The 19,344-nt window shown below is 56.6% G+C and carries 16 protein-coding genes; all 16 read left to right on the top strand.

What is annotated here, in order from left to right; genetic code table 11:
• Nucleotides 1-14 precede the first annotated feature (14 nt).
• The 16 genes from PSH64_RS15245 (at nt 15) to PSH64_RS15170 (ending at nt 19,201) form a co-directional block, all read left to right on the top strand.
• Nucleotides 15-812, top strand: a complete 798-nt coding sequence (locus tag PSH64_RS15245) for a transporter substrate-binding domain-containing protein (protein ID WP_305477705.1) — start codon at nt 15-17, stop codon at nt 810-812.
• A gap of 49 nt (nt 813-861) precedes the next feature.
• The gene (locus PSH64_RS15240) at nt 862-2,406 is read left to right on the top strand and encodes an amino acid ABC transporter permease/ATP-binding protein (RefSeq protein WP_305477704.1); all 1,545 of its coding nucleotides are present in this window, start codon (nt 862-864) and stop codon (nt 2,404-2,406) included.
• 1,084 nt (nt 2,407-3,490) lie between these two features.
• The gene (locus PSH64_RS15235; protein WP_305477703.1) at nt 3,491-4,438 is read left to right on the top strand and encodes a sigma 54-interacting transcriptional regulator; all 948 of its coding nucleotides are present in this window, start codon (nt 3,491-3,493) and stop codon (nt 4,436-4,438) included.
• A gap of 353 nt (nt 4,439-4,791) precedes the next feature.
• Complete coding sequence (locus PSH64_RS15230) at nt 4,792-4,998, top strand: ATP-dependent helicase HrpA (protein WP_260954414.1); 207 nt, start codon at nt 4,792-4,794, stop codon at nt 4,996-4,998.
• A 68-nt stretch (nt 4,999-5,066) separates the two neighbouring features.
• Nucleotides 5,067-5,927 carry a DNA-binding protein gene (locus PSH64_RS15225; protein ID WP_305477702.1) on the top strand — a complete coding sequence of 287 codons (861 nt, stop codon included), beginning with the start codon at nt 5,067-5,069 and terminating at the stop codon, nt 5,925-5,927.
• A 33-nt stretch (nt 5,928-5,960) separates the two neighbouring features.
• Entirely contained in the window at nt 5,961-6,317 is a 357-nt protein-coding gene (gene sctI / locus PSH64_RS15220; RefSeq protein WP_305477701.1) for a type III secretion system inner rod subunit SctI, read from the top strand.
• A gap of 8 nt (nt 6,318-6,325) precedes the next feature.
• Nucleotides 6,326-7,120 carry a type III secretion system inner membrane ring lipoprotein SctJ gene (sctJ, locus tag PSH64_RS15215; RefSeq protein ID WP_370694442.1) on the top strand — a complete coding sequence of 265 codons (795 nt, stop codon included), beginning with the start codon at nt 6,326-6,328 and terminating at the stop codon, nt 7,118-7,120.
• The gene (locus PSH64_RS15210) at nt 7,117-7,695 is read left to right on the top strand and encodes a hypothetical protein (RefSeq protein ID WP_305477700.1); all 579 of its coding nucleotides are present in this window, start codon (nt 7,117-7,119) and stop codon (nt 7,693-7,695) included. Before sctJ ends, PSH64_RS15210 begins: the two co-directional genes overlap by 4 nt.
• An 11-nt stretch (nt 7,696-7,706) precedes the next feature.
• Nucleotides 7,707-8,312 carry a type III secretion system stator protein SctL gene (gene sctL / locus PSH64_RS15205; protein WP_305477699.1) on the top strand — a complete coding sequence of 202 codons (606 nt, stop codon included), beginning with the start codon at nt 7,707-7,709 and terminating at the stop codon, nt 8,310-8,312.
• Nucleotides 8,313-8,393: 81 nt separating this feature from the next.
• Nucleotides 8,394-8,615: an HPr kinase gene (locus PSH64_RS15200; RefSeq protein ID WP_007906128.1), complete on the top strand. Its 222-nt coding sequence runs from the start codon at nt 8,394-8,396 to the stop codon at nt 8,613-8,615.
• Complete coding sequence (locus PSH64_RS15195) at nt 8,602-9,012, top strand: type III secretion system chaperone (RefSeq protein ID WP_305477698.1); 411 nt, start codon at nt 8,602-8,604, stop codon at nt 9,010-9,012. Before PSH64_RS15200 ends, PSH64_RS15195 begins: the two co-directional genes overlap by 14 nt.
• Nucleotides 9,005-11,014 (top strand): type III secretion system outer membrane ring subunit SctC, encoded by a 2,010-nt coding sequence (gene sctC, locus PSH64_RS15190; protein ID WP_305477697.1) that lies wholly within the window; start codon nt 9,005-9,007, stop codon nt 11,012-11,014. Before PSH64_RS15195 ends, sctC begins: the two co-directional genes overlap by 8 nt.
• A gap of 309 nt (nt 11,015-11,323) precedes the next feature.
• Nucleotides 11,324-11,677, top strand: coding sequence for a negative regulator of hrp expression HrpV (locus PSH64_RS15185; RefSeq protein WP_305477696.1), 354 nt, complete (start codon nt 11,324-11,326; stop codon nt 11,675-11,677).
• Nucleotides 11,678-12,143: 466 nt separating this feature from the next.
• Nucleotides 12,144-12,542, top strand: a complete 399-nt coding sequence (locus tag PSH64_RS15180; RefSeq protein ID WP_305477695.1) for a CesT family type III secretion system chaperone — start codon at nt 12,144-12,146, stop codon at nt 12,540-12,542.
• 103 nt (nt 12,543-12,645) lie between these two features.
• Nucleotides 12,646-13,170, top strand: a complete 525-nt coding sequence (locus PSH64_RS15175) for an AvrPphF family type III effector (protein ID WP_305481162.1) — start codon at nt 12,646-12,648, stop codon at nt 13,168-13,170.
• A gap of 571 nt (nt 13,171-13,741) precedes the next feature.
• On the top strand, nt 13,742-19,201 hold the full coding sequence (locus tag PSH64_RS15170) for an AvrE-family type 3 secretion system effector (RefSeq protein WP_305477694.1): 5,460 nt from the start codon (nt 13,742-13,744) through the stop codon (nt 19,199-19,201).
• The last annotated feature ends 143 nt before the right edge of the window (nt 19,202-19,344 follow it).

Below are 19,344 nucleotides of genomic sequence, written 5' to 3'. Positions count from 1 at the left end.
CGGAGCTTCCCACCATGAAAAGCCACAACGCCCTGACCAAACTGAGCCTGCTCGCCGCCGGCCTGTTCTGCGCCAGCACCGGCTTCGCCAGCACCGCGACCCCCGGTGTGTTGAAGGTCGGTATGGAAATCACCTACCCGCCGTTCGAGTCCTACGACGCTGACAAGAATGTGGTCGGTTCCGATCCTGAGTTGGCCCACTCCCTGGCCAAGGCGATGAGCGTCAAGGCCAATTTCGTCGACACCAAGTTTCCCAATCTGATCAACGGCCTCAACGCCGGGCATTACGACGCGATCATTTCCGGCATGTACATCACCCCCGAGCGCCAGCTCCAGGCCCGCACCATCGCCTACGCCAATACCGGCGCCGCGATCATGGTGCCCAAGGGCAGTGAGTTGAGCCCGCAGGTTCCCGAGGACTTGTGCGGCCTGAAGATCGGCCTGGAGCATGGCACTACCTGGGTCGCCAAGTTCAACCAGTTGTCCAGCGACTACTGCGTTCCCAACAACAAAGGTGCGATCACCGTCAACGAATACCCCTCGGCCCCCGAAGTGACGCAGGCGCTGCTGTCGAAGAACATTCAGGCTCAGGTGGAAATCGCCGGCGCCGCGCACATGATCGCCCAGCGCACCAACGGGCGGGTCGTGGTCAGCTCGCAGAAACTGGTTTACCCGCAGACCTTGGGCATCTACGTGAAGAAAGACGCCGAGGCGACCTATCAGGCGCTGGTCAAGGCCCTGGCCGACAGCAAAGCCAACGGTGAGTACGCCGCCATTCTCAAAAAATACGACCTGGAACCGGTCTCCGAGTAATGGCTGAAGCCGCGCCCTCGGTCGAGGGCGCGGCGTGCACGAGGTGTCTATGCAATTCGACTGGTCTTACTTTATTTCGCTGTTCTCCAAGACTGACTTCTGGGCGGCGAGCCTGACCGTCATCGAACTGAGCGCCCTGGCCTGGTTCCTGGGGATGTTACTGGGCTTCATCCTGGCGTCAGCCAAGCTGTCCGGCTCGCCCTGGCTGCGCCTGCCGGCGTCACTCTACATCTGGTTCTTTCGCAGCATTCCGCTGCTGGTGCTGGTGGTTTTCATCTACAACCTGCCGCAGTTGCTGCCCGGTGCCGGGCCGGTGCTGTCGGTACCGTTCTATTCCGGCCTGTTGGCGCTGGTGGTCACTGAGGCCGCCTACATGGCTGAAATTCATCGTGGCGGGCTGATCTCGGTCGCCAAGGGCCAGAAGGAAGCCGGCCGCGCCCTGGGTATCGGCCTGTTCGGCCTGCAACGGCTGATTGTGATTCCCCAGGCATTTCGTATCTCACTGCCGACCTTGATCAACGAATACATCACGGTGGTCAAACTGACCTCGTTGATCTCGGTGATTTCATTGACCGAACTGTTGACCGTCGGCCAGCGCCTGTATGCGCAGAACTTCCTGGTGATGGAAACCCTGGCGGCGGTGGGCGTGTACTACGTGCTGATCGTCACGCTGTTCGGTTTCGCCCTGCAGCGCCTGGAGCGCTATCTGGAGCTCAATCTGCGGACACCGCAAACCCTCGACAGCGCCTCGACACAAGCGCTGCGTGACAGCCTGGCACCTGTGCTATCGAGCAAGCTCAAGCCCCCATCCAAAGGCGCCGCCCCGGCCCTGCAACTGCAGGGCGTGCACAAACGCTACGGCGATCATCATGTGCTCAAGGGCATCGACCTGAAGGTGCAAAGTGGCCAGGTGATTTCGATCATCGGCCCGTCCGGCTCCGGCAAGACTTCGCTGATTCGTACGGTCAATGGCCTGGAACACATCGACCGGGGCGAAATCCTCTTGTTCGGCGAGGGCTTCATCAATGCCTGGGACAAACCGGATAGCCGTCGGATTCGTCAGGGCGTACGGCGCATCGGCATGGTGTTCCAGAGCTTCAACCTGTTCCCGCACCGCACACTGCTGGACAACATCAGCCTCGCTCCCCGTTATCACGGTGTCGGTCGTGTGTTGAGCGAACAACGCGCCTGCCAGTTACTCGACAAGGTCGGCCTGTTGGCACACGTCCACAAATATCCGCATCAACTGTCCGGCGGCCAGCAACAACGCGTGGCGATTGCCCGGGCCATGGCCATGGACCCGGATATCCTGCTGTTCGACGAACCGACCTCGGCGCTGGATCCGGAGCTGGTCGGCGAAGTACTCGCGGTCATCAGCCACCTGGCCCGCGAAGGCATGACCCTGCTGATTGTCACCCACGAGATGGATTTTGCCCTGTCGATTTCTGACCGGGTGATCTTCATGGAAAACGGCCACATTCAGCTGGACGCCTCGCCACAGGCGATCCGCGAGCAGCCCGAGGCTCATAGAGTGCGGCGGTTCATGGGGTTGCAGGCGCCAGAGGAGGGATGCCTGGCAAATGCATTGCCTTGAATGCCCACTCGGGACGTTTTTTTGCCTGACGTTTGACCGCGTCATCATCCATCGCGAGCTGGTTCGCTCCCACAGGTACTACGCTTCCTTGTGGGAGCGAGCCTGCTAGCGATGGCAGCCGTACGCTATAAAAACTCACCCCGGATTCAGCACTGCACACTCAGGGGGAGCGAATCGCCCTTGAAACCATCGCGCGTTTCTGCGCCCTGTTTAACGCAAATCAGGGCAACGACTTGTTGCTGCTCTGCAGATTCCCATCCACATCCTTGACCGGCCCACTGGCCAGAAAAAGGAGTACCAGGTGCTTCTGTGGTGGGCCTGCAACAGGCCCCATGACTGATCGATATGATCAATCGTAAGCTAGGGCCTTAATCCTCCAAAAGACCACACATCAAGGAAATCGGCATAGCCCTTGCTTTTGATTGTGCGGTCGGGAAATCTTCCCGCTCGAACACCTGGCGCGACGCCGGGCATAGAGAGTATTTGCCTATTCTGGTTAATTGGATAAATACAACCATTCAATGGGTATAGTTCATGATGAGTGTCGATGATTCTGGCGTCAGGGTATTCGATTATGTGGGCGTTACTATCTCGCGCGTCAGTTGATTGTCCGTCACGAACAGTATTGTTCGTGAGATCGCAGACCCTGGCTCGATTTAAGTGAAATATGCGGGAGGAAAGACACATGGCTATTTAAAAAAAACTGACAAAAGCTAACACTTGTTGAGCCGGTCCAGCACGAGGTCAGTTTTGTTTTGTTAGACAATTTTCGTTTTTCGGATTTTAAGACGCTAACAAGAGTGCCGGGTTTATTGACGTATTGATTCGAGGGGTGGAGGGTGTGTTTGGTTCGACTCTGATTTTATGCGAGTTGATAATATTGCCATTGCTGCACTATGTTAGTGCATCTGTTGTGAGGGGTTGGGATGTCGATTGAAGTTTGCTTATCATGTTCCCCGCTGGGCACCCAAGAATGATAAAAGAACTGGGGGGCTTGCGGCAGCTAAAGCACATGATCGTATAAAAAGGCCCAGGTGGCACAGGAGTTTTGTCATGGTTAATGAAAAGGATGGCGGGAGACGTTATGGAAAATAACCATCCACAACAGGTCCATGAAGTACTAGACATCTGGGGGGCTCTACAGTCGTTCATTCGAACGGCCGCTCCCCTGAAAGTGGATATGATTCTTGAAGGGGAGACGGGTACCGGGAAAGACACGTTGGCGCGGCGAGCCCATCAACTTTCCGGACGTCCAGGGTCATTTATCGCTCTGAACTGTGCCGCGGTGCCTGAGCAATTGGCGGAAAGCGAGTTGTTCGGGGTGATGGCAGGGGCTTTTACAGGGGCGCATAAATCTCGATCCGGTTACATCGAGGCTTCCGACAAAGGCACATTGTTTCTCGATGAGATTGACAGTATGTCACCGCTATTGCAGGCAAAACTGCTCAGGGTGCTGGAGATGCGTGGTATCGAGCGACTGGGCTCGACGCGTTTCGTCCCCTTGGACCTGCGCGTTCTTGTGGCAACGCAAACCCCACTGAAAACGCTGGTCGAACAGGGTAAATTCCGTCGCGACCTGTATTTTCGGCTGAATGTCATCACCGTCAAACTTCCGACGCTGCGTTCGCGACCCGACTTGATATTGCCCTTGTTCGAGCGCTTTACCTTAGACGCGGCATTCAAGCACACCAAGCCTGTGCTTCAAGCCTCGGCCGATTTGCGCAAGCAACTGCTCAACCATCACTGGCCGGGTAATATCCGGGAGCTCAAGGGTGCTGCAGAGCGCTTTGTGCTGGGGGTTTCGCCCTTGCAGGGCGAGCATCATGCCGGCGTTGAAAGTACGGTATTACTGAGGTCCCAATTGAGATCGTTCGAGAAAGCGCTCATTCAGGATTCACTTTCACGCCATTCCAAATGTATCGAGGCTGTTGTCAGCGAGCTGGGGATTCCCAAGCGTACCCTTTACCACCGCATGAAAGCTTTGGACATCACCTCTGCAAGCGAATGGATGGGAGGAGTAGTGCGTCTCTGAGCGGTTGCCAGGCATAGCCTCAATTCGTTCATGCACTGTTTTGGTTCTAAAACCTGGTGTTTATCAAACTCCCATTAGAGGAGTTCTGGAGCCCCCGATGGATCAGTCGGAATATGGCCGTGCGTATGCTCCCTTATGACGCAACCAATAGGCGTGAAAGACAGGAATTCCCTTGGCATGCATTGATCACTGGCCCGAGCAGACGACTTGGTCGATGGCTAATGATGCAGGCAAGGACTATCGGAATTTTTTGTCTCTGAGAAATATTGGAACCATTTTCTACGCACCTCCACTCATTAAGCGAATGTCATGTCGATGTTCAAAAAAACCTTCAATGATCAGGAGTAATAATTATGGCTGGTGGTGCTTCCCTTGGCGCTTCGATGGCTGCAATGACTAAGATGGACGCAACTGCTGCTGCGACCACTACGATGAATGCTGAAGCGCAATCGAACAAAATGATGACCGATACCGTGAACGGCATTTCCAGTGCCTATCAGGACTCGGCCACTAAAAGTCAGAACGCTATGCAGCAAACTGGTAAAGCGATCAACTACTAAGTTGTCGACAGCCCTGCCCGTATAAACGGGTAGGGCTGTAAGGTCAGCACTTTCAAGGAGCAGAACACATGATTTCTTCTTTGTTTAGTACCGCTTCATTGACCAGCAGCTTCAATGTTGCCGATTTCGACAGTGAAAATAGCGATACTGCCAGTAGCATCGCCTCTTTACTGAGCGACGTCTTACTTGAAAAGAAAGGCAGCGGTGCAACATTCGACAAGAAAAATCCGCTGGTCACCATGGTCGCCGAACATATGGACAAGAATCCGGAAAAGTTCGGAAAGCCTGACGATGCCACCGGCAGTGTGAACGGTTGGAAGGATGAGTTGGAGGAGGATGACTATCTCAGCGGCGATGAAAAGAAAGCCTTTGCCAAAGGGCTGGAGAGTCTGATCCAGGAGATGCTTGGGGGGAGCGTGGACAACAGCGACAGCAACAGTACGCAGAATGCTTCAGGCTCGCTGGACACGAACGACTTGCTGTCGGCCTTGCTCGGCGATCTGGGTGAAGAGACACTCGACAATCTGCTCAAGCCGACCGGCGATCCTGTTCGCGACAAGCGCGGAGAGGTGGCGTTCCAGCCTGAAGACAAGGATGTGCTCAAGGAAGTGGCGCGCTTCATGGACATGCACCCGGAAGAGTTCGGCAAGCCGGATGGCAAGTCGAAGGACTGGATGGGCGAATTGTCCGAGGGCGATACCTACATGTCCCGTGCCGAAGGCGAGCAGTTCCAGAAAGCCATCGACATGATCAAGGGGCAGGTCAAAGACAATGCCCAAGGTAATGCGCTGGCGGCAGACATGCCGAACTCCGCTCAGAATTTCCTGAACGGTGGCGCTGGCAATACGCTGCAGACCGACGCCAGCATTGCGGCCGGCAACGTACTTTCCGTGCTGGTCCAGCAGTCATCCACCAGCGCCCGTGGTTGAGGGCAACACCCATGTCTTGGCAGGAGAAGCGTGATGGCGATTGCACGCATAACAGGTAGTCATGCTGAGGTATCCGGTTCTGAAATAACGTCAGACGGTGCTCCTGCCAAGGCAGACATCGCCTGGTTCAACGCGACCTTGCACCGGCCCGTCGAGAAACCGGCCAGTGCCGATCAGGTGGCCATACCGGCTTCGCAGGCCTCGCTGTCTCTACAGCGTTTCAGCGATCGGGCCGCACGGGATCTGGATCGGGCCTCGAGGTCCATCAACCCGCAAGACGCGATGAAGGCCAACCGCTCGTTGTCCTCGTTTTATCTGGAGAGTTTGCTCAGCGCAAAAATCGTCAGCAAAGCCGCACAGAGCGTGGAAAAACTCACCAGTCTGCAATAGGCATGAATATGCGTCTTAGAGTATTGAGACTGGCCAGCGTCCTGCTGCTGTCGATGTCGATGGCGGCCTGTGGCGACCGCATGGAACTGCATCGTGGCCTTTCCGAACAGGATGCCAATGAAGTACTTGCCGAGTTGTCGAACAAGCACATCGATGCACAGAAGCGCGTGGACAAGACCAGTGTGGCGGTTCTGGTTTCTGCGCAAGATATTTCGCGCGCAGTCCGGGTGCTCAGTGCCGTGGGTCTGCCGCGCGACTCGCATTCGAGCCTGGGCGATATTTTTCGCAAGGAAGGGGTGATCTCCTCGCCGCTGGAGGAGCGGGCACGCTATATCTATGCCCTCTCGCAAGAACTGGAACGCACGCTTTCGCAGATCGATGGCGTGGTGGTCGCGCGAGTGCATGTCGTGCTGCCCGAGCGCATTGCGCCGGGAGAGCCGGTGCAACCAGCCTCCGCGGCGGTGTTTATCAAACATCGTGAGGATTTTGATCCGGACAGTGTCGTGCCGCGCATACGCAGCATGGTCGCCAGCAGTATCCCGGGGATGGCGGGCGCCGATGAAAAGAAACTCTCGGTGATCTTTGTGCCTGCTGAAACCTATCAAGCGCAGCCGGACATGGTCAATTTCGGGTTGTTCGTCATCACTCGCGATCAGTGGGAGTTCTGGCAGTTGATTATGCTGCTCAGCGCGGTAGGGCTGTTGCTGTTTCTGATAGGGCTGTTCGCGCTGAACCCGCGCTGGCGCCAAACCATGATGGCTCGACTCAAGCCCGGCAAAGAACCCTTGAGTGATTCTCGATGAGTGTCGGAGCCAATGCCGAGCTTTCACTCTACTGGTTGCGCTGGTGGGCCTATGGATGGTCGCACGCCCATCCCAGCTGGTGTCTGCAAGCGCGTATCGGTCTGGATGCCGAGCTGTGCACAACGGTTGGCCAGATTCGCTATTCATGGCTAAGCCACAAACTGGATGTTATGGCGCTGCCAGCGCAGAAACCGCGTCCAGCCTTATGGCGTCTACTCCAGCTTGCGCCGGAGGGCCGGCAACGAGCCCTGGATCTGGCGGTTGCCATCTGCGGCGGTGGCGAGTCGGGCCCGACCCTGGACGATGCCGGTCATACATGGTGTCGGCGCATGGCCAAGGCTTTGCAGCCAGGGTACTGGATGCCCGAAGGATGGCGCCATTACCCGCCCGAGGAGGCAGGTTTGTTGTTACTCAAGGCCTGGGTTGCAGAACCCTGTTGGGAAAAACTGCGTCTGGGATTTCCCCGTGCAGCCGTCGAGGCGGTCGAGCGAATCAAATTGCCAGCGATGCCGTTGTCCAGACTGGATGCAATGTGGGAGGCGGTCAGTTGGCACGTCTTTAATGTCATGGAGTAAGGGGATCAGACATGCTGGCCGTTCGCAAACTCACACTGGCTGGGGATTGCCAGCTCATTGGCGAGTCACTGTTGCGCCGCGAAGAGATAGACGATTGTTTGCTGGCCGGCCAGGTTCTGGAGGCTGCCCGAGAGCAGGCAAAAAGCATTCTCGACGCCGCGCTCACCGATGCGCGGGCGTTGCGCGAGGTTGCCGCTGAGCAAGCGCAGGCGCAAGTTTGGGAGCAGGCACAGGCATTGCTCGACGACTGGCGAGCGCAGCGCGAACAGATGTGGGAAGGGCTGAATGAAACGGCTCGGCAGCTGCTCGACGAAGCCTTGCGCACGTTACTCGCTGAAGTGCCGGAGCCTGCGCGGATCGATACCTTGCTGCGCCATCTGAAGGCCGCTCAGCCGCATGACGAAGCCAGTGTGCTGCATTGTCATCCCGACCTTGCACACGTGCTCGCCGAGCGCTTGCCGGTGCTTGGCCATTCGAACTGGACGGTGCGCGCCGACCCGCAATTGCCCGCCGATGGTTTGAGCCTGCGGGCCAGTAGCGGTGACTTCAATTTGAGTTGGCAGGCCCTGCAGCGCTGGGTTCTGCCAGAGCAAGAGCGTCTCGAAAGCTGCGCTTGAGTTTCGATCCGTCGAACATGCGATGGAACCTAAGTGGGCGCCGTACCACTCATGAGAGAATCAAGAACCAGGAGTATCACCATGTTTTCTTTGGAAGCAATCCGACACCGTCTCGATAGCAATTTCGAGCGCACGCAACAACAGTTGGACAAATCAGCCGTAGAGATGGATGGCCTTTCCCCGGATGACTGGCACGCCTTCAATACCGCCATGCGTCAGACATCCACCGCCTCCTGGGCGGCGAATCAGGAGGTAGTGGTCAAGCACAACCTCGCCAAGGCAATCATCAATGAAATCCGCTGAGCTCAGTCTGACTGTCGAGCGTTGGCTGGACAGTGGTGAGCATTCGCTGAGCCTGGCGGTCGATAGCTCCCGGATGTCTTTGCAGCGACGCGGAGGAGGGGTGTTGTGCTGCGCGATGCTCAGCACGGTGTGGCGTGGCGACGATACTTCGCTTGAGGCTGCACTGCGTCTTTGCGGTCCCAGCCTTGGACGCTTTGTCGGTGCATTGGCGCTCGATCCCCAGGAACGTCGACTGTGTCTTTTGCAACGCCTGATGAGCGATGACAGCTCGGCCATCATCCGTGCACTGGAGTCATTGGCCAATCAGCGCGATGTCTGGCAAGCGTTGCTCGCGCAAGCCCCTGCGGCGACTCGACGCCCGGACCGACCTACCTTGATGGGAAGACCTTATGTTTAAGCGACTTTGCTGGTTATCCCTGCTGGCTGCCCTGGCGCTACCGGCGATGGCGGGAGTCCCGGAGGACTGGCGCCAGTCGGCCTACGCCTACGAAGCGGTTGAAACACCCTTGTCGACAGTGCTTGCCGACTTCGCTGAGTCGTACGGGGTCAAGTTGAGCATGCATGGGGTTAACGGTGTGGTGAACGCAAAGATACGTTCAGCCAATGCCGAAGAGTTTCTCAACCGGCTGGCGCTGGAGCATCAGTTCCAGTGGTTTCTCTATAACGGCAAGCTGTATGTGAGCCCTCAGGCCGAACAGGTTTCTCAGCGCCTGGAGATTTCCGCCGATGCTGCACCCGACTTGAAGCAGGCCCTGACGGATATCGGTTTGCTGGATAAACGCTTCGGCTGGGGAGAGCTGCCTGACGAAGGCGTGGTACTGGTCAGCGGCCCCTCGAGTTACGTCGAATTTATCCGCGGCTTCAGCAAAGAGAAGGTCAAGCCTGAAGAGAAACAGCAGGTTATGATGTTCCCTTTGCGGTATGCCTCGGTGGACGATCGGGAAGTTCGTTATCGCGACCAGACTCTGGTGATTCCAGGCGTGGCCAATATGCTTAACGGTCTGCTCGACAGCCGACGCATACCTGTTTCGCCGGTGGGTTTTCAAGACAGCATACAAGCCTACCAAGGCCTGGCAGACATGGCCCGGGAGAAAATTCAGACCCTGGCGAGCGGGCGAGATACGATCAAACCTCGATCCGTCGGCACATCCGCAAGGAAGTCCAACAAAAAGGTGGTGGCTGACTCGCGTAACAATGCGCTGCTGATTTATGACGACCCGCAGAAGTACAGTGTCTATGAGAAGCTGGTCGAGCAGCTGGATGTTTCACGCAATCTGGTGGAGATCGATGCGGTGATTCTGGATATCGATCGCACCCAGTTATCGCGTCTGGAGTCGCGCTGGAACGCCCAGGCAGGAGCAGTCAGTTTCGGCAGTTCCTTGTTGACCGGTGGTACGTCGACGCTCTTTATCAGCGACTTCAAGCGTTTCTTTGCCGACATACAGGCCCTGGAAGGTCAGGGTGTGGCGTCGGTGATCGCCAATCCGTCAGTACTGACGCTGGAAAACCAGCCGGCGGTGATCGATTTCAGCCGGACCGTGTATATCACGGCCACCGGTGAGCGGGTGGCGAACATTCAACCAGTCACCGCCGGCACCAGTTTGCAGGTGATTCCGCGAACCATACCCAATGGCGCGCAGAACCGCTTTCAGTTGATCATCGACATCGAAGATGGTCAGATCGAACAGAACGCCAACAGCACCACGCCAGGGATCAAACGCAGCAGTGTCAGTACTCAGACGGTCATCAGTGAGAATCGATCGCTGGTCATCGGCGGCTTCCATGTCGATGAAAGCGGCGATCATGAGGACAAGGTTCCACTGCTGAGCGATCTGCCGCTGGTGGGGTCGTTGTTTTCCTCCAAACGCCGGGAAAACTCACGACGCGAGCGGCTGTTCATCCTGACCCCGAGGCTGATTGGCGACCAAGTGGACCCGGCACGTTACCTGGCAGCGGAGAACAAACCCCAGTTGGCGGCGGCGCTGGCGCACACCAGATCGCCGGGTAAGGACGCCCAGCTGCGCGACAAGCTGGCCAATGCCTTGGGTGAGTTGGTCAAGGGGCGCATTCCCGCCGGGGTCAACGCCTTGTCTTCTGGCGCGGAGGTACGGGATCTTTGCAAGGTCAGCGATCAGCCCCTGGCATTCAGACCTGAAAAGAGGCAGTGGTTCGCGGGAGTCGACTACAGTGTTGCCGTGGGTGTGGTGCGCAACATCGGCAAGCGGCCGCTTCAGTTCGAAGAGCAATCCTGTGCCGGGCCGCAGACGCTTGCTGTGACGGTCTGGCCGCATACCTTGTTGCAGCCCGGGGAGTCTGCTGAAGTTTTTATTGCCTTGCGTCCTGTTGCAGTTTCTGGTGTGCCGAGAATACCATCTAGAGTGTCATTATTGCCGTTGTGAAGAAAGATAATTAAGTTGATTAATTAATCATGATTCCATGTTGTTGCCTGTCCAGGTGCTTCAATAATTAGTCTTACTATTGCGGGTGGCAGGAGCGATGAAAGTAAAGGGATATAAGTATGAAAGTTAACTATTTTTCTTTTTTGTTGATCGGGAGTCAGTTGCTTTTGAGTGGGTGTTCCTCTATAGGTACAACGAACTGCCATTCGTCTGACTGTGCAAGCCCCGTGTCTAATGAGCAGCAGTTGAGTGTTTGGTGGTCACCGGCTTTACGCAACGGACAGAGTGATTACAGTAGAGTGTTGCTGCATGAATGATGTGATTATCCGAAGTGCCGATCAACACAGTTTCATTACCCATGTCGGTGATGGACGAGCCAGTGTCTGGCAATGGGCTCCCGGTATAGAACTTGTCTTTCGTGAGGAGGGTGTCGGTTGGGGCATTGCCTTGAATATTCGGCACAGTGCGCAACGACCGAACCTTTTTTCCGATACGTTGAAGCGCCGCTTTGAAGATGTAGAAACCTTCGATGGTTATTATATTTGCCTTGATAGCCAGCATACATTCGTTATCTGGCATGCGCTGCCCTGCGAGCAGCGCTCCAGCGATGCACTGGAGCAATTCCTGGCTCAGGTGTTGGAACTGGCGGGTCTGAAACACTGAATCTGGCTCGGTTCCAGAAGGAACCGAATGCCATTATTTTGGTCCTTCACGGAATCCCGGGCAACACAGGTACAAGAACGCCGCTTTGATTGATGATGTTCGTGCGAGCAAACACATCTAACAAATCGGCGTTCTTATGCGCGACATAATACCTTCCTTCCTTTTTGGGAGCGTTTTCTGTCGTCATGATCAAGCCTGATGGCGACGCGCTACAGATCGATCTGATTCCCCACTCCACCTGATTCCCTTCCTGTGGTGGATGCCAAAAGCCCTGTTTAACCACATATGAGTATTGCGAACGAGTCGTTTCGCTGTACTGCTTCGAGCAACAGGCGGGTATATCGCTGATGCTTGTCATTGTTCCTGTATTAAAAATACTCCAACTGCAGAGACGGTGTTCCACAAAATAGATGGAACCATTTTAGCTTGATCGACCACTTAGCAGCGTATTTTATTGAGGTGTGCTATGAAAAATGCATTTGATCTTCTGATTGAGGGGTTGGTTAGAGACTATAGTATGTCTAGCTTGCCGAGCAAGCAGCATGAAGATGAGGTCTATTGCTTCCAATTCGAAAGCGGAATTTCTATAAAGGTGTATCAAGACAAATTTAGATGGATATATTTTGTTGCTGAGCTTGGTGCGCTTAAGAAGGTGACTAGTGAGATTCTGATTGATTTGTTAAGCCTGAATGGTTTTAGCTTCAGAAAGCCGTTTTTCACATTAGGCTTGGGTAAAGATGGAGTCGGGGTTCTACATGCTCGAGTTCCTCTGATTGAAGTGAATAATGTCGAGATGCGTAGGGTTTTTGAAGATCTTCTAAGTGTCGGCAGCAATATTAAAAAAACTTATAGTTTTGTACAGTGAGGTAGATGAGTATGGGGAATATTTGCGGAACAACGAGTTCCCACAACGTATATAGCCCACCGGTTAGCCCAAGGCAACCTTCAGGTTCTGGGGGGGGGTTCACATCGGTGGTGGTCATGTTCTCACGTCTGTCCATCAGCTCCCCTCTGCAGAACGGGAGCGATTTCTTGAGATCCACGATCCAATGCGAAGGTTTGGCTTAAACGTAGATACTCCGCTTTATCGAACGACGGACAAAAAGTATGTGCAAGGTGGAAAGCTGGCCGGTAATCCTGAGTCATGCGCAAGGATCGCTTTGCATGAAGAGTTACAAGCGAACCCAAACGCACGGTACATCGGAGCTGCCCCGGGTGAAGCACACGCCTATTTACCGCGGCAAATGCATGCATCGGATTTGAAAGATCCGTCTTTAAATGTAATGGTCGGCTCGCAAGCACGTAGCGCGGTGCGGGGTTACTCGACCAGGAACCATGTGGCGGTTAAGATGAGGCTTGGCGACTTTTTGGACAAGGGGGGCAAGGTGTATAAGGATGTCTCATCTGTTGCTTCCAATGGCATTACTGCTAATGCGCTGATTGTTACATTGCCGAAAAATAAAAAGGTGCGAGCGCAAATTATTAACGACTAGTCGACCCGAAAATTGCCCAGTGCCTTGTTTTGGAAGTTCGTTACCTTCTCGACGAGCGCCTGAGCCTGGCAGTTATAGCGGGTATGGCGAGGGGGCAATGCCGCTGGGCAGTCTCAGATGTTTCCAATACAGAAACCAAGGCGATAGTCGTTCTTCCGTCCCTTCCAAATTCTGACAGTGCTATATCTACAGATAGAACACTTAAGATCAGACTCTCTGCAGAATTAGTTGATAGTGAGGGGCGGAATCCCTTTGCCTCTACCGATTAAGAACGCGATCTCGTTCTGCCGTCGGTTTGGGCCACTGATTATGGAGAGCACTTCACCGATATGTTCAAACGCTGCTATCGATATTCTGTCCGGTACTGCCGGGCAGATGTTTCTGGATAGCTATAGCAAGCATTTTCTTACCTTAACGTATGACCAAAAGACCTCACTCGGGAGTGACACAACATTTTTTAAGGTCTTTATGGAACTGGCTTGGCTGAACTGTCACTTATAGAGCTGAACGCTAATACCGCTCCAGGATGGGGCTTGTCCGCGCTGACGGATAAAAATTAAGGAAGACAAACATGAAGCTATCCCCCCTTGGTCAGGTGTCCAGTTCGAGTTCCGTGGATGCCGCACAGCGAACCGGCGGCAGCAGCGAATTTCATCAGCGAGCGGAACAACCGACCCAGCGCAGCTCCCACTCACTGGGCAGCATCGGCAAACGCTTCAGGAAAAAGCTCGGCAAACTCCTGCATATCGGCACCCCCTCAGGCAGCCGCCCCAATGCTTCGGCAGCGGCGTCTGGCACCACCACAACCGCTGCCGCAGCAACCCCAGCGCCAGCCATGGCCACGCCCGCCGCCCCCAGACCCGCCAGCCGCAACTCCTTAGGCGCGCAGCTTGAGCGCGCGCGCCAGCAGGAGAAACTGGACGGTAAAAAACCAGTGACACAGGGCCCGGCGAACGATGAGCCCTCGACATCAGGGAGTGCAGAAGAAGAGCCGCAAGCCTCGAACAAACTGGCAGCGAAAGGTGAACAGAGCGCTGCCGATAAAAAGACCAGCCCTTCACAGAGCCCGGCCACTACCGTCAGCGAGATCGAGGAAGTCGGCGAAGACACCGACCTGCACGGCATCAGCCTGCAAGATGGCAAAACCCCCGAGCAGGATGAACAGGCGATCAAATCGGCGCTCAGGGAAAGTCGCCGGGATGGTGCACGGTTGCAGGGCGGCGACGGTTTCGGCCGTTCGATCAGCGATCAACTGGCACCCACCGGCGAACGACCGCTGGCCAATGAACCGGGCCCCAAGTTGTCACGCAGCCATGCCGGGCGCTTCAACCATGGCACCGAACTGCTGGAGCGGACCCACGACCCGAAACGACCCCTGAGCCTGGACCGCGAGGGCCAGTTGCAGGTCGGGCGCATGGACCCGCCAGCGCTGGCCGACATCGTCCAGTCGAAACTCAAGACCGCTGACAACTCATTCGTCGCCCTGCACAGCGAGTCCGGGGCCAATAGCCACGAACACGTGCTGCTGGATAACAAGGGCAACCTGCTTCATCTCAAGCAGTCCGACACCGCGACCACCTTGCTGCGCAGCAGCCAGACCAGCGACGCCCACCAATTCCTCAAGGATTTCACCGACGCCGCCCCGCAACTGCGTAATCAGAACGGCAGCCTGGGTCTGTACGGGCACAACACTCAAATCGGCAAGGAGATCCTCGACGCGCCCGGCAAGGCCCAGTTCAGCCAGTTGACCGGCGTCCACGAAGACCACAACGGCCAGCAACTGCGCCTGCATGACGACAAACTCTATCGCTTCGACGCGGCCACCAAGGGCTGGCAAGCGCATCCGCAGCTGGCCGGGCAGACCTTCAGCGCCCTGAGCACCCAGGGCGATGGCAAGACCTACGGCCTGACCGCCGATGCGGTGGTCGACCTGAGTTCGCAAGATATTCGGCACTATCCTGCCAATAACATCAAGGCCTTCTCCGTCAGCCGTGAGGGTGAAGCCGCCTTGCTCCAGGTCAAGGACGATAAACAGAGCCTCGGGCTGCTCGATCTGACCACCACTCCAGTCACGGCGCTCACCGCCAGCATCGACGTGAAACTCGCCGATGACGCGGACGCCAGCAGCATCGCCCTGACCAAGGACGCGCTGTTGCTCAGCGACACCCAGGGCCGGCTGTACCATGTCGACCGCCAGCAATTGGGCGGCGACCGCAGCGAACTGCCGCTGACGCCAGAGCAGGCAATCACGCACCCGGACGTCAAGCTGGGCGTGACCCACCAGGCCCAGGCGTTGATCAGTGACGACCAGGGCAAGGTGCATGCGCTGGTCAAGGATCCGGCCGGTCATACCCATACTCTGCCGGTCGATACCGCCAGCGGCTCGCTCAAGCCTGGCTGGAACCTGACCGACGCCATGGTCCTGAACAACACCCGCGGCCTGCCCGGGGTCACACCGACCCCGAGCAACACCTTCGACCTGGGCCGTCTCGGCAAAGTCGGTCTGGACAATCAGCAGGTCCAACGCTGGGACGCGGCCACCCGTGCCTGGGGGCATACCGAGATCAAGGACGTCAGCCACCTGAGCATCGGCCTCGACAGCCGGGCTTACATGCTCCAGAACGGCACGCTGAAAAAGCTCGACGTGAGCCAGGCCCCGGCAGCGCAATCCTTCGGTCGTGACTATGCGCTGTCCCAGGCGACCCAAACCACCCAAGTGAGCGCCGGCAGCGCGATCGCCGGGCTGGAGGGGCGCACCATCACCAGCTTCGCCATGGTCAACCCGGAGCACTTCGTGGCCCTGGACGACACCGGCAAACTCACCGCCCACCACAAAAAAGGCCCGCTGACCGAGCTGACCACCGAGGGCCTGAATGGCTCGATCAAGTCCCTGGCGCTGGACCAGCATTCGGACCTGTTCGCCCTGAACGATCAAGGTGAAGCCTTCCAGCTGGACAAGGAAGACTGGCAGGCCAGCGAGGCGAAACCGCGTCCCGAAGCGCAATGGAAAAAGATTGCCACACCGGACGACGAACCGCTGGGCTCGCTGCGCACCGGTGATGACCAGCAATTGAACGCCACCCTGTTGCATGGCGACGACAAACCGCTGGCTCGGCAAAACAACCATGACTGGAAAGCGGTCGAACCGTCGGAAAGCAAGGATGTCCTCGGCGATTTGCATGGGCGCCTCCATGATGGCGTCAAAACCAGGCGCATTCCTGGCACCGGTCTTACGGCGCGGTTCACCGCCAGTGCCCTGGGCCGGGGAGGAATGGAAACGCAGAACCGGGTCAGTACCAAAGAATTCATCACCGCCCATGTGTTCAAGCCCACCCTGGAAATGCCGCGCTGGGTGAAGGCCACGGGCGACAGTCTGGTGCATACCGCCAAAGGCCGGGACGGTCTCAACGAGGTCTACCAGGCCGAGGGCAAGGTGATCAAAAAACTGGAAGCCATCGCCGACGCCAACACCCCGCTGCCGGCCACGGGCGAAGACCTCAAGTCACGGATCGCCCGGCTGGACCTGGGCCCGGAAGGCAAGGAGCTGGTTGAACAGCTCGAGGGGTTTCGCAGCGAGCTGGAAAACCATGCGCGCAAGAGCACCGTGCATCTGGGGCAGTCCAAAGGTCTGCTCAATGAGCATGGGGAGTTCAATCCGCCGTCCAAACGCACGGCCCTGAGCATGGGCATGTCCGATGTCGCGCGTAAGCTCAACATCAACAGTTCCGACCATAACCTGATGCAGGAGCTGCAGGGCGCCCTGAAGAAGATCGGCCCTTCGGAGGAGAACCCCACCGGCGAACTGCTGGGCAAGCTCGAAGAAAAGGGCATGAAGATTTCCCACCAGAAGGAAGAGATTCCCCTGGGTCGTCGGCGCAATCCGAGTGACGACCTGGCCCTGACCAAGGCTCGCCTGGCGCTGGATGTCGTGGCCCTCAAGGACTTGTCCGATCTGGTGGACAAGATCGAAAACGAACAAAAGCAAGCCCAGGCCCAAACACCACCGCACCCATCCCAGCCGGCAGAGTCACCGCGGATGCGCACCGCGCAAATCATGGAGTATCGCGACGGCTTGCTGCAACTGCGTGATGTGCAGTACGAAGAGCACCCGGTCAAGCAGGTCACCGACATGGGCTTCCGTGGGCATGCCAGCCTGGAGTCGACCTACGACGGCCTCAAGGCCTTCATCAAAGGGTTCAGCAAAACCGACCACGCCACCAGTTCCAACCTGCGGGCCGCCACCGGCAGCACCACCCAAAAGGAATTGGCCGGCACACTCAAGTCGGCGTTGAAACAGCTCGATCATGGCGATGATGAAATCAGCATACAGCGCAGCTATGGCGCGAGCCTGTCCACCCCTTTCGTCGGCCTGATCGGTAAACCCTTCGGCCCCTTCCCGAACGGCGGTGTCGGCGCGGCACGGACCTATACCATGGGTGCCTTGCGTGATAAAGAAGGCATCGTTGTCTATATGACGCGTGATGGTGCCCTCTCGGGTACGGCTGGGGTAGGTGCGGGCCGGGACATACTGAGCAAGCTCACACACAAGGAGGCCAACAACAAACCGATAGGCAACGATCGCGAACTCCAACCAGGTGTGCGTATGGATGCAGGTCTGAGCGCTACGGCCACGAGTACCCTGAGTAATGGCCTGCAGTTCAAGATTGCCAATGAAGATATCGACCAGTTCGTCGACCATTTGATCGACGGCAAGATCACCCCCATGGAGCTGATGAAAAGTGGCTTTTCCCATGAGGTACAGCGGGCGAAACGCTTCAACGTTGACGTAAACCTCACCGCCGGGGTCGATGGACGTGTCGGGGTCGGTCTCAGTACGGCCGACAGTACACCCTTGAACGCCGCGGCCCGCGTCATGGGTGGGGCTAACGTCAGCGTAAACCTGCTGAACTACAGCGACTATTCAATGAAATCGACTTCGGATAAAGCTACCGTGAGTGAGTCGGGCATGAACCGTCCACGCTTTTTGAACAAAGCGACCGCCAGTGCTTTCCTTCGTGCTCAAGTCGCCGGTGGACGCACAATCGCACCGCCTGCCCCTGCTCCCGGCAGTGGCGCAAAAGCCCCCCTTCCCGGGGGGCTGGGTACCGCCTCCACGCCGGAACTCATTGGATCGATGAGTGTGGAGTCGAAAACTTCCAAGATGGTCAATTTCAAGTTCGAGGAAGCACAACCCTTGAAAGAGGAGGACATCGTGAAAGTCTCTGACACGTTGAAAAGCGCCTTCAAGGACAAAGCCGCTCAGAAAGAGCTGGCTCGGCTCAGCGAGCAGTCGAAAGCGCCTGAGTTGGCGGCAGATCCAGCCAAGGCCATTGAGTCGCATCTGGAGGGGCTGGATAAACACTTTGCCAACAAGCAACCCGAGAATGACGACCAATATGCCGCTCTGCGCGCACTGACCAAGGCCGGCCACCGGCATGTCGCGGCCAAGGAGCATCACAACCAGCTCGCAGGCGCCATGTTCGAAAGTGCTTACACGAACCTGTCACGTCTGGACGAGAAAACCCTCTTGACTCAACTGGCGTCCGGCTTGAATCCAAATCATGTCGTGAGCAATGCTGAACGTATCGGCGAATTCATGGAGAAAGACCCGAAATTGAAGGCCCTTATCGGGCACCTTCAATCCACCAACGGCACGGTCGCCCGCGTCAGGCATGAACTCAAGGACAAAGCGGCCGATACCGTGGATATCGGCTCAAGGAACGGCACCATTACTCATAGTGACCTGACCACGATGCTGGGTAACCGCGACAACACGCGTATCCAGTCAATCATGGTTCTTCACGGTGTAACCCAGCCGGAAAGCTTCAGCACGCCGACACCACTTATCAGTGCCGCCAGTAGCTCGTCCCTGACGCTCACCAAGACACTTGGCAAGATCAACTTCCTCTACGGTGCGGATGAGAGTATGCCGAAGGGCTATACCCTTGATGGCGATATCGCCAGAACCAGGACAAGCGAAAAACAACTATTGAAAGAGTTGAAAGACGCAGATCTGCACCTCAAGAGCTGATCCAACAACAATCAGAATGCCGAATGGGGGGGACGACTGCTGGAGGGTTGTTTCATAAAGTCCTCTTTATTTTTGTTTTCATAGAAGATAACGTTAACATCGCAGTGCATCCGGATTAGGGGTTGGTGATTGCACTGCTGCAT

Origin of the sequence: Pseudomonas sp. FP1742 (assembly GCF_030687145.1) — a bacterium.
In the GTDB taxonomy this organism is placed as follows: Bacteria; Pseudomonadota; Gammaproteobacteria; order Pseudomonadales; family Pseudomonadaceae; genus Aquipseudomonas; species Aquipseudomonas frederiksbergensis_D.
Note: the sequence above shows the minus strand (reverse complement) of the source record. Positions and strands in the feature narration are given on the sequence as shown.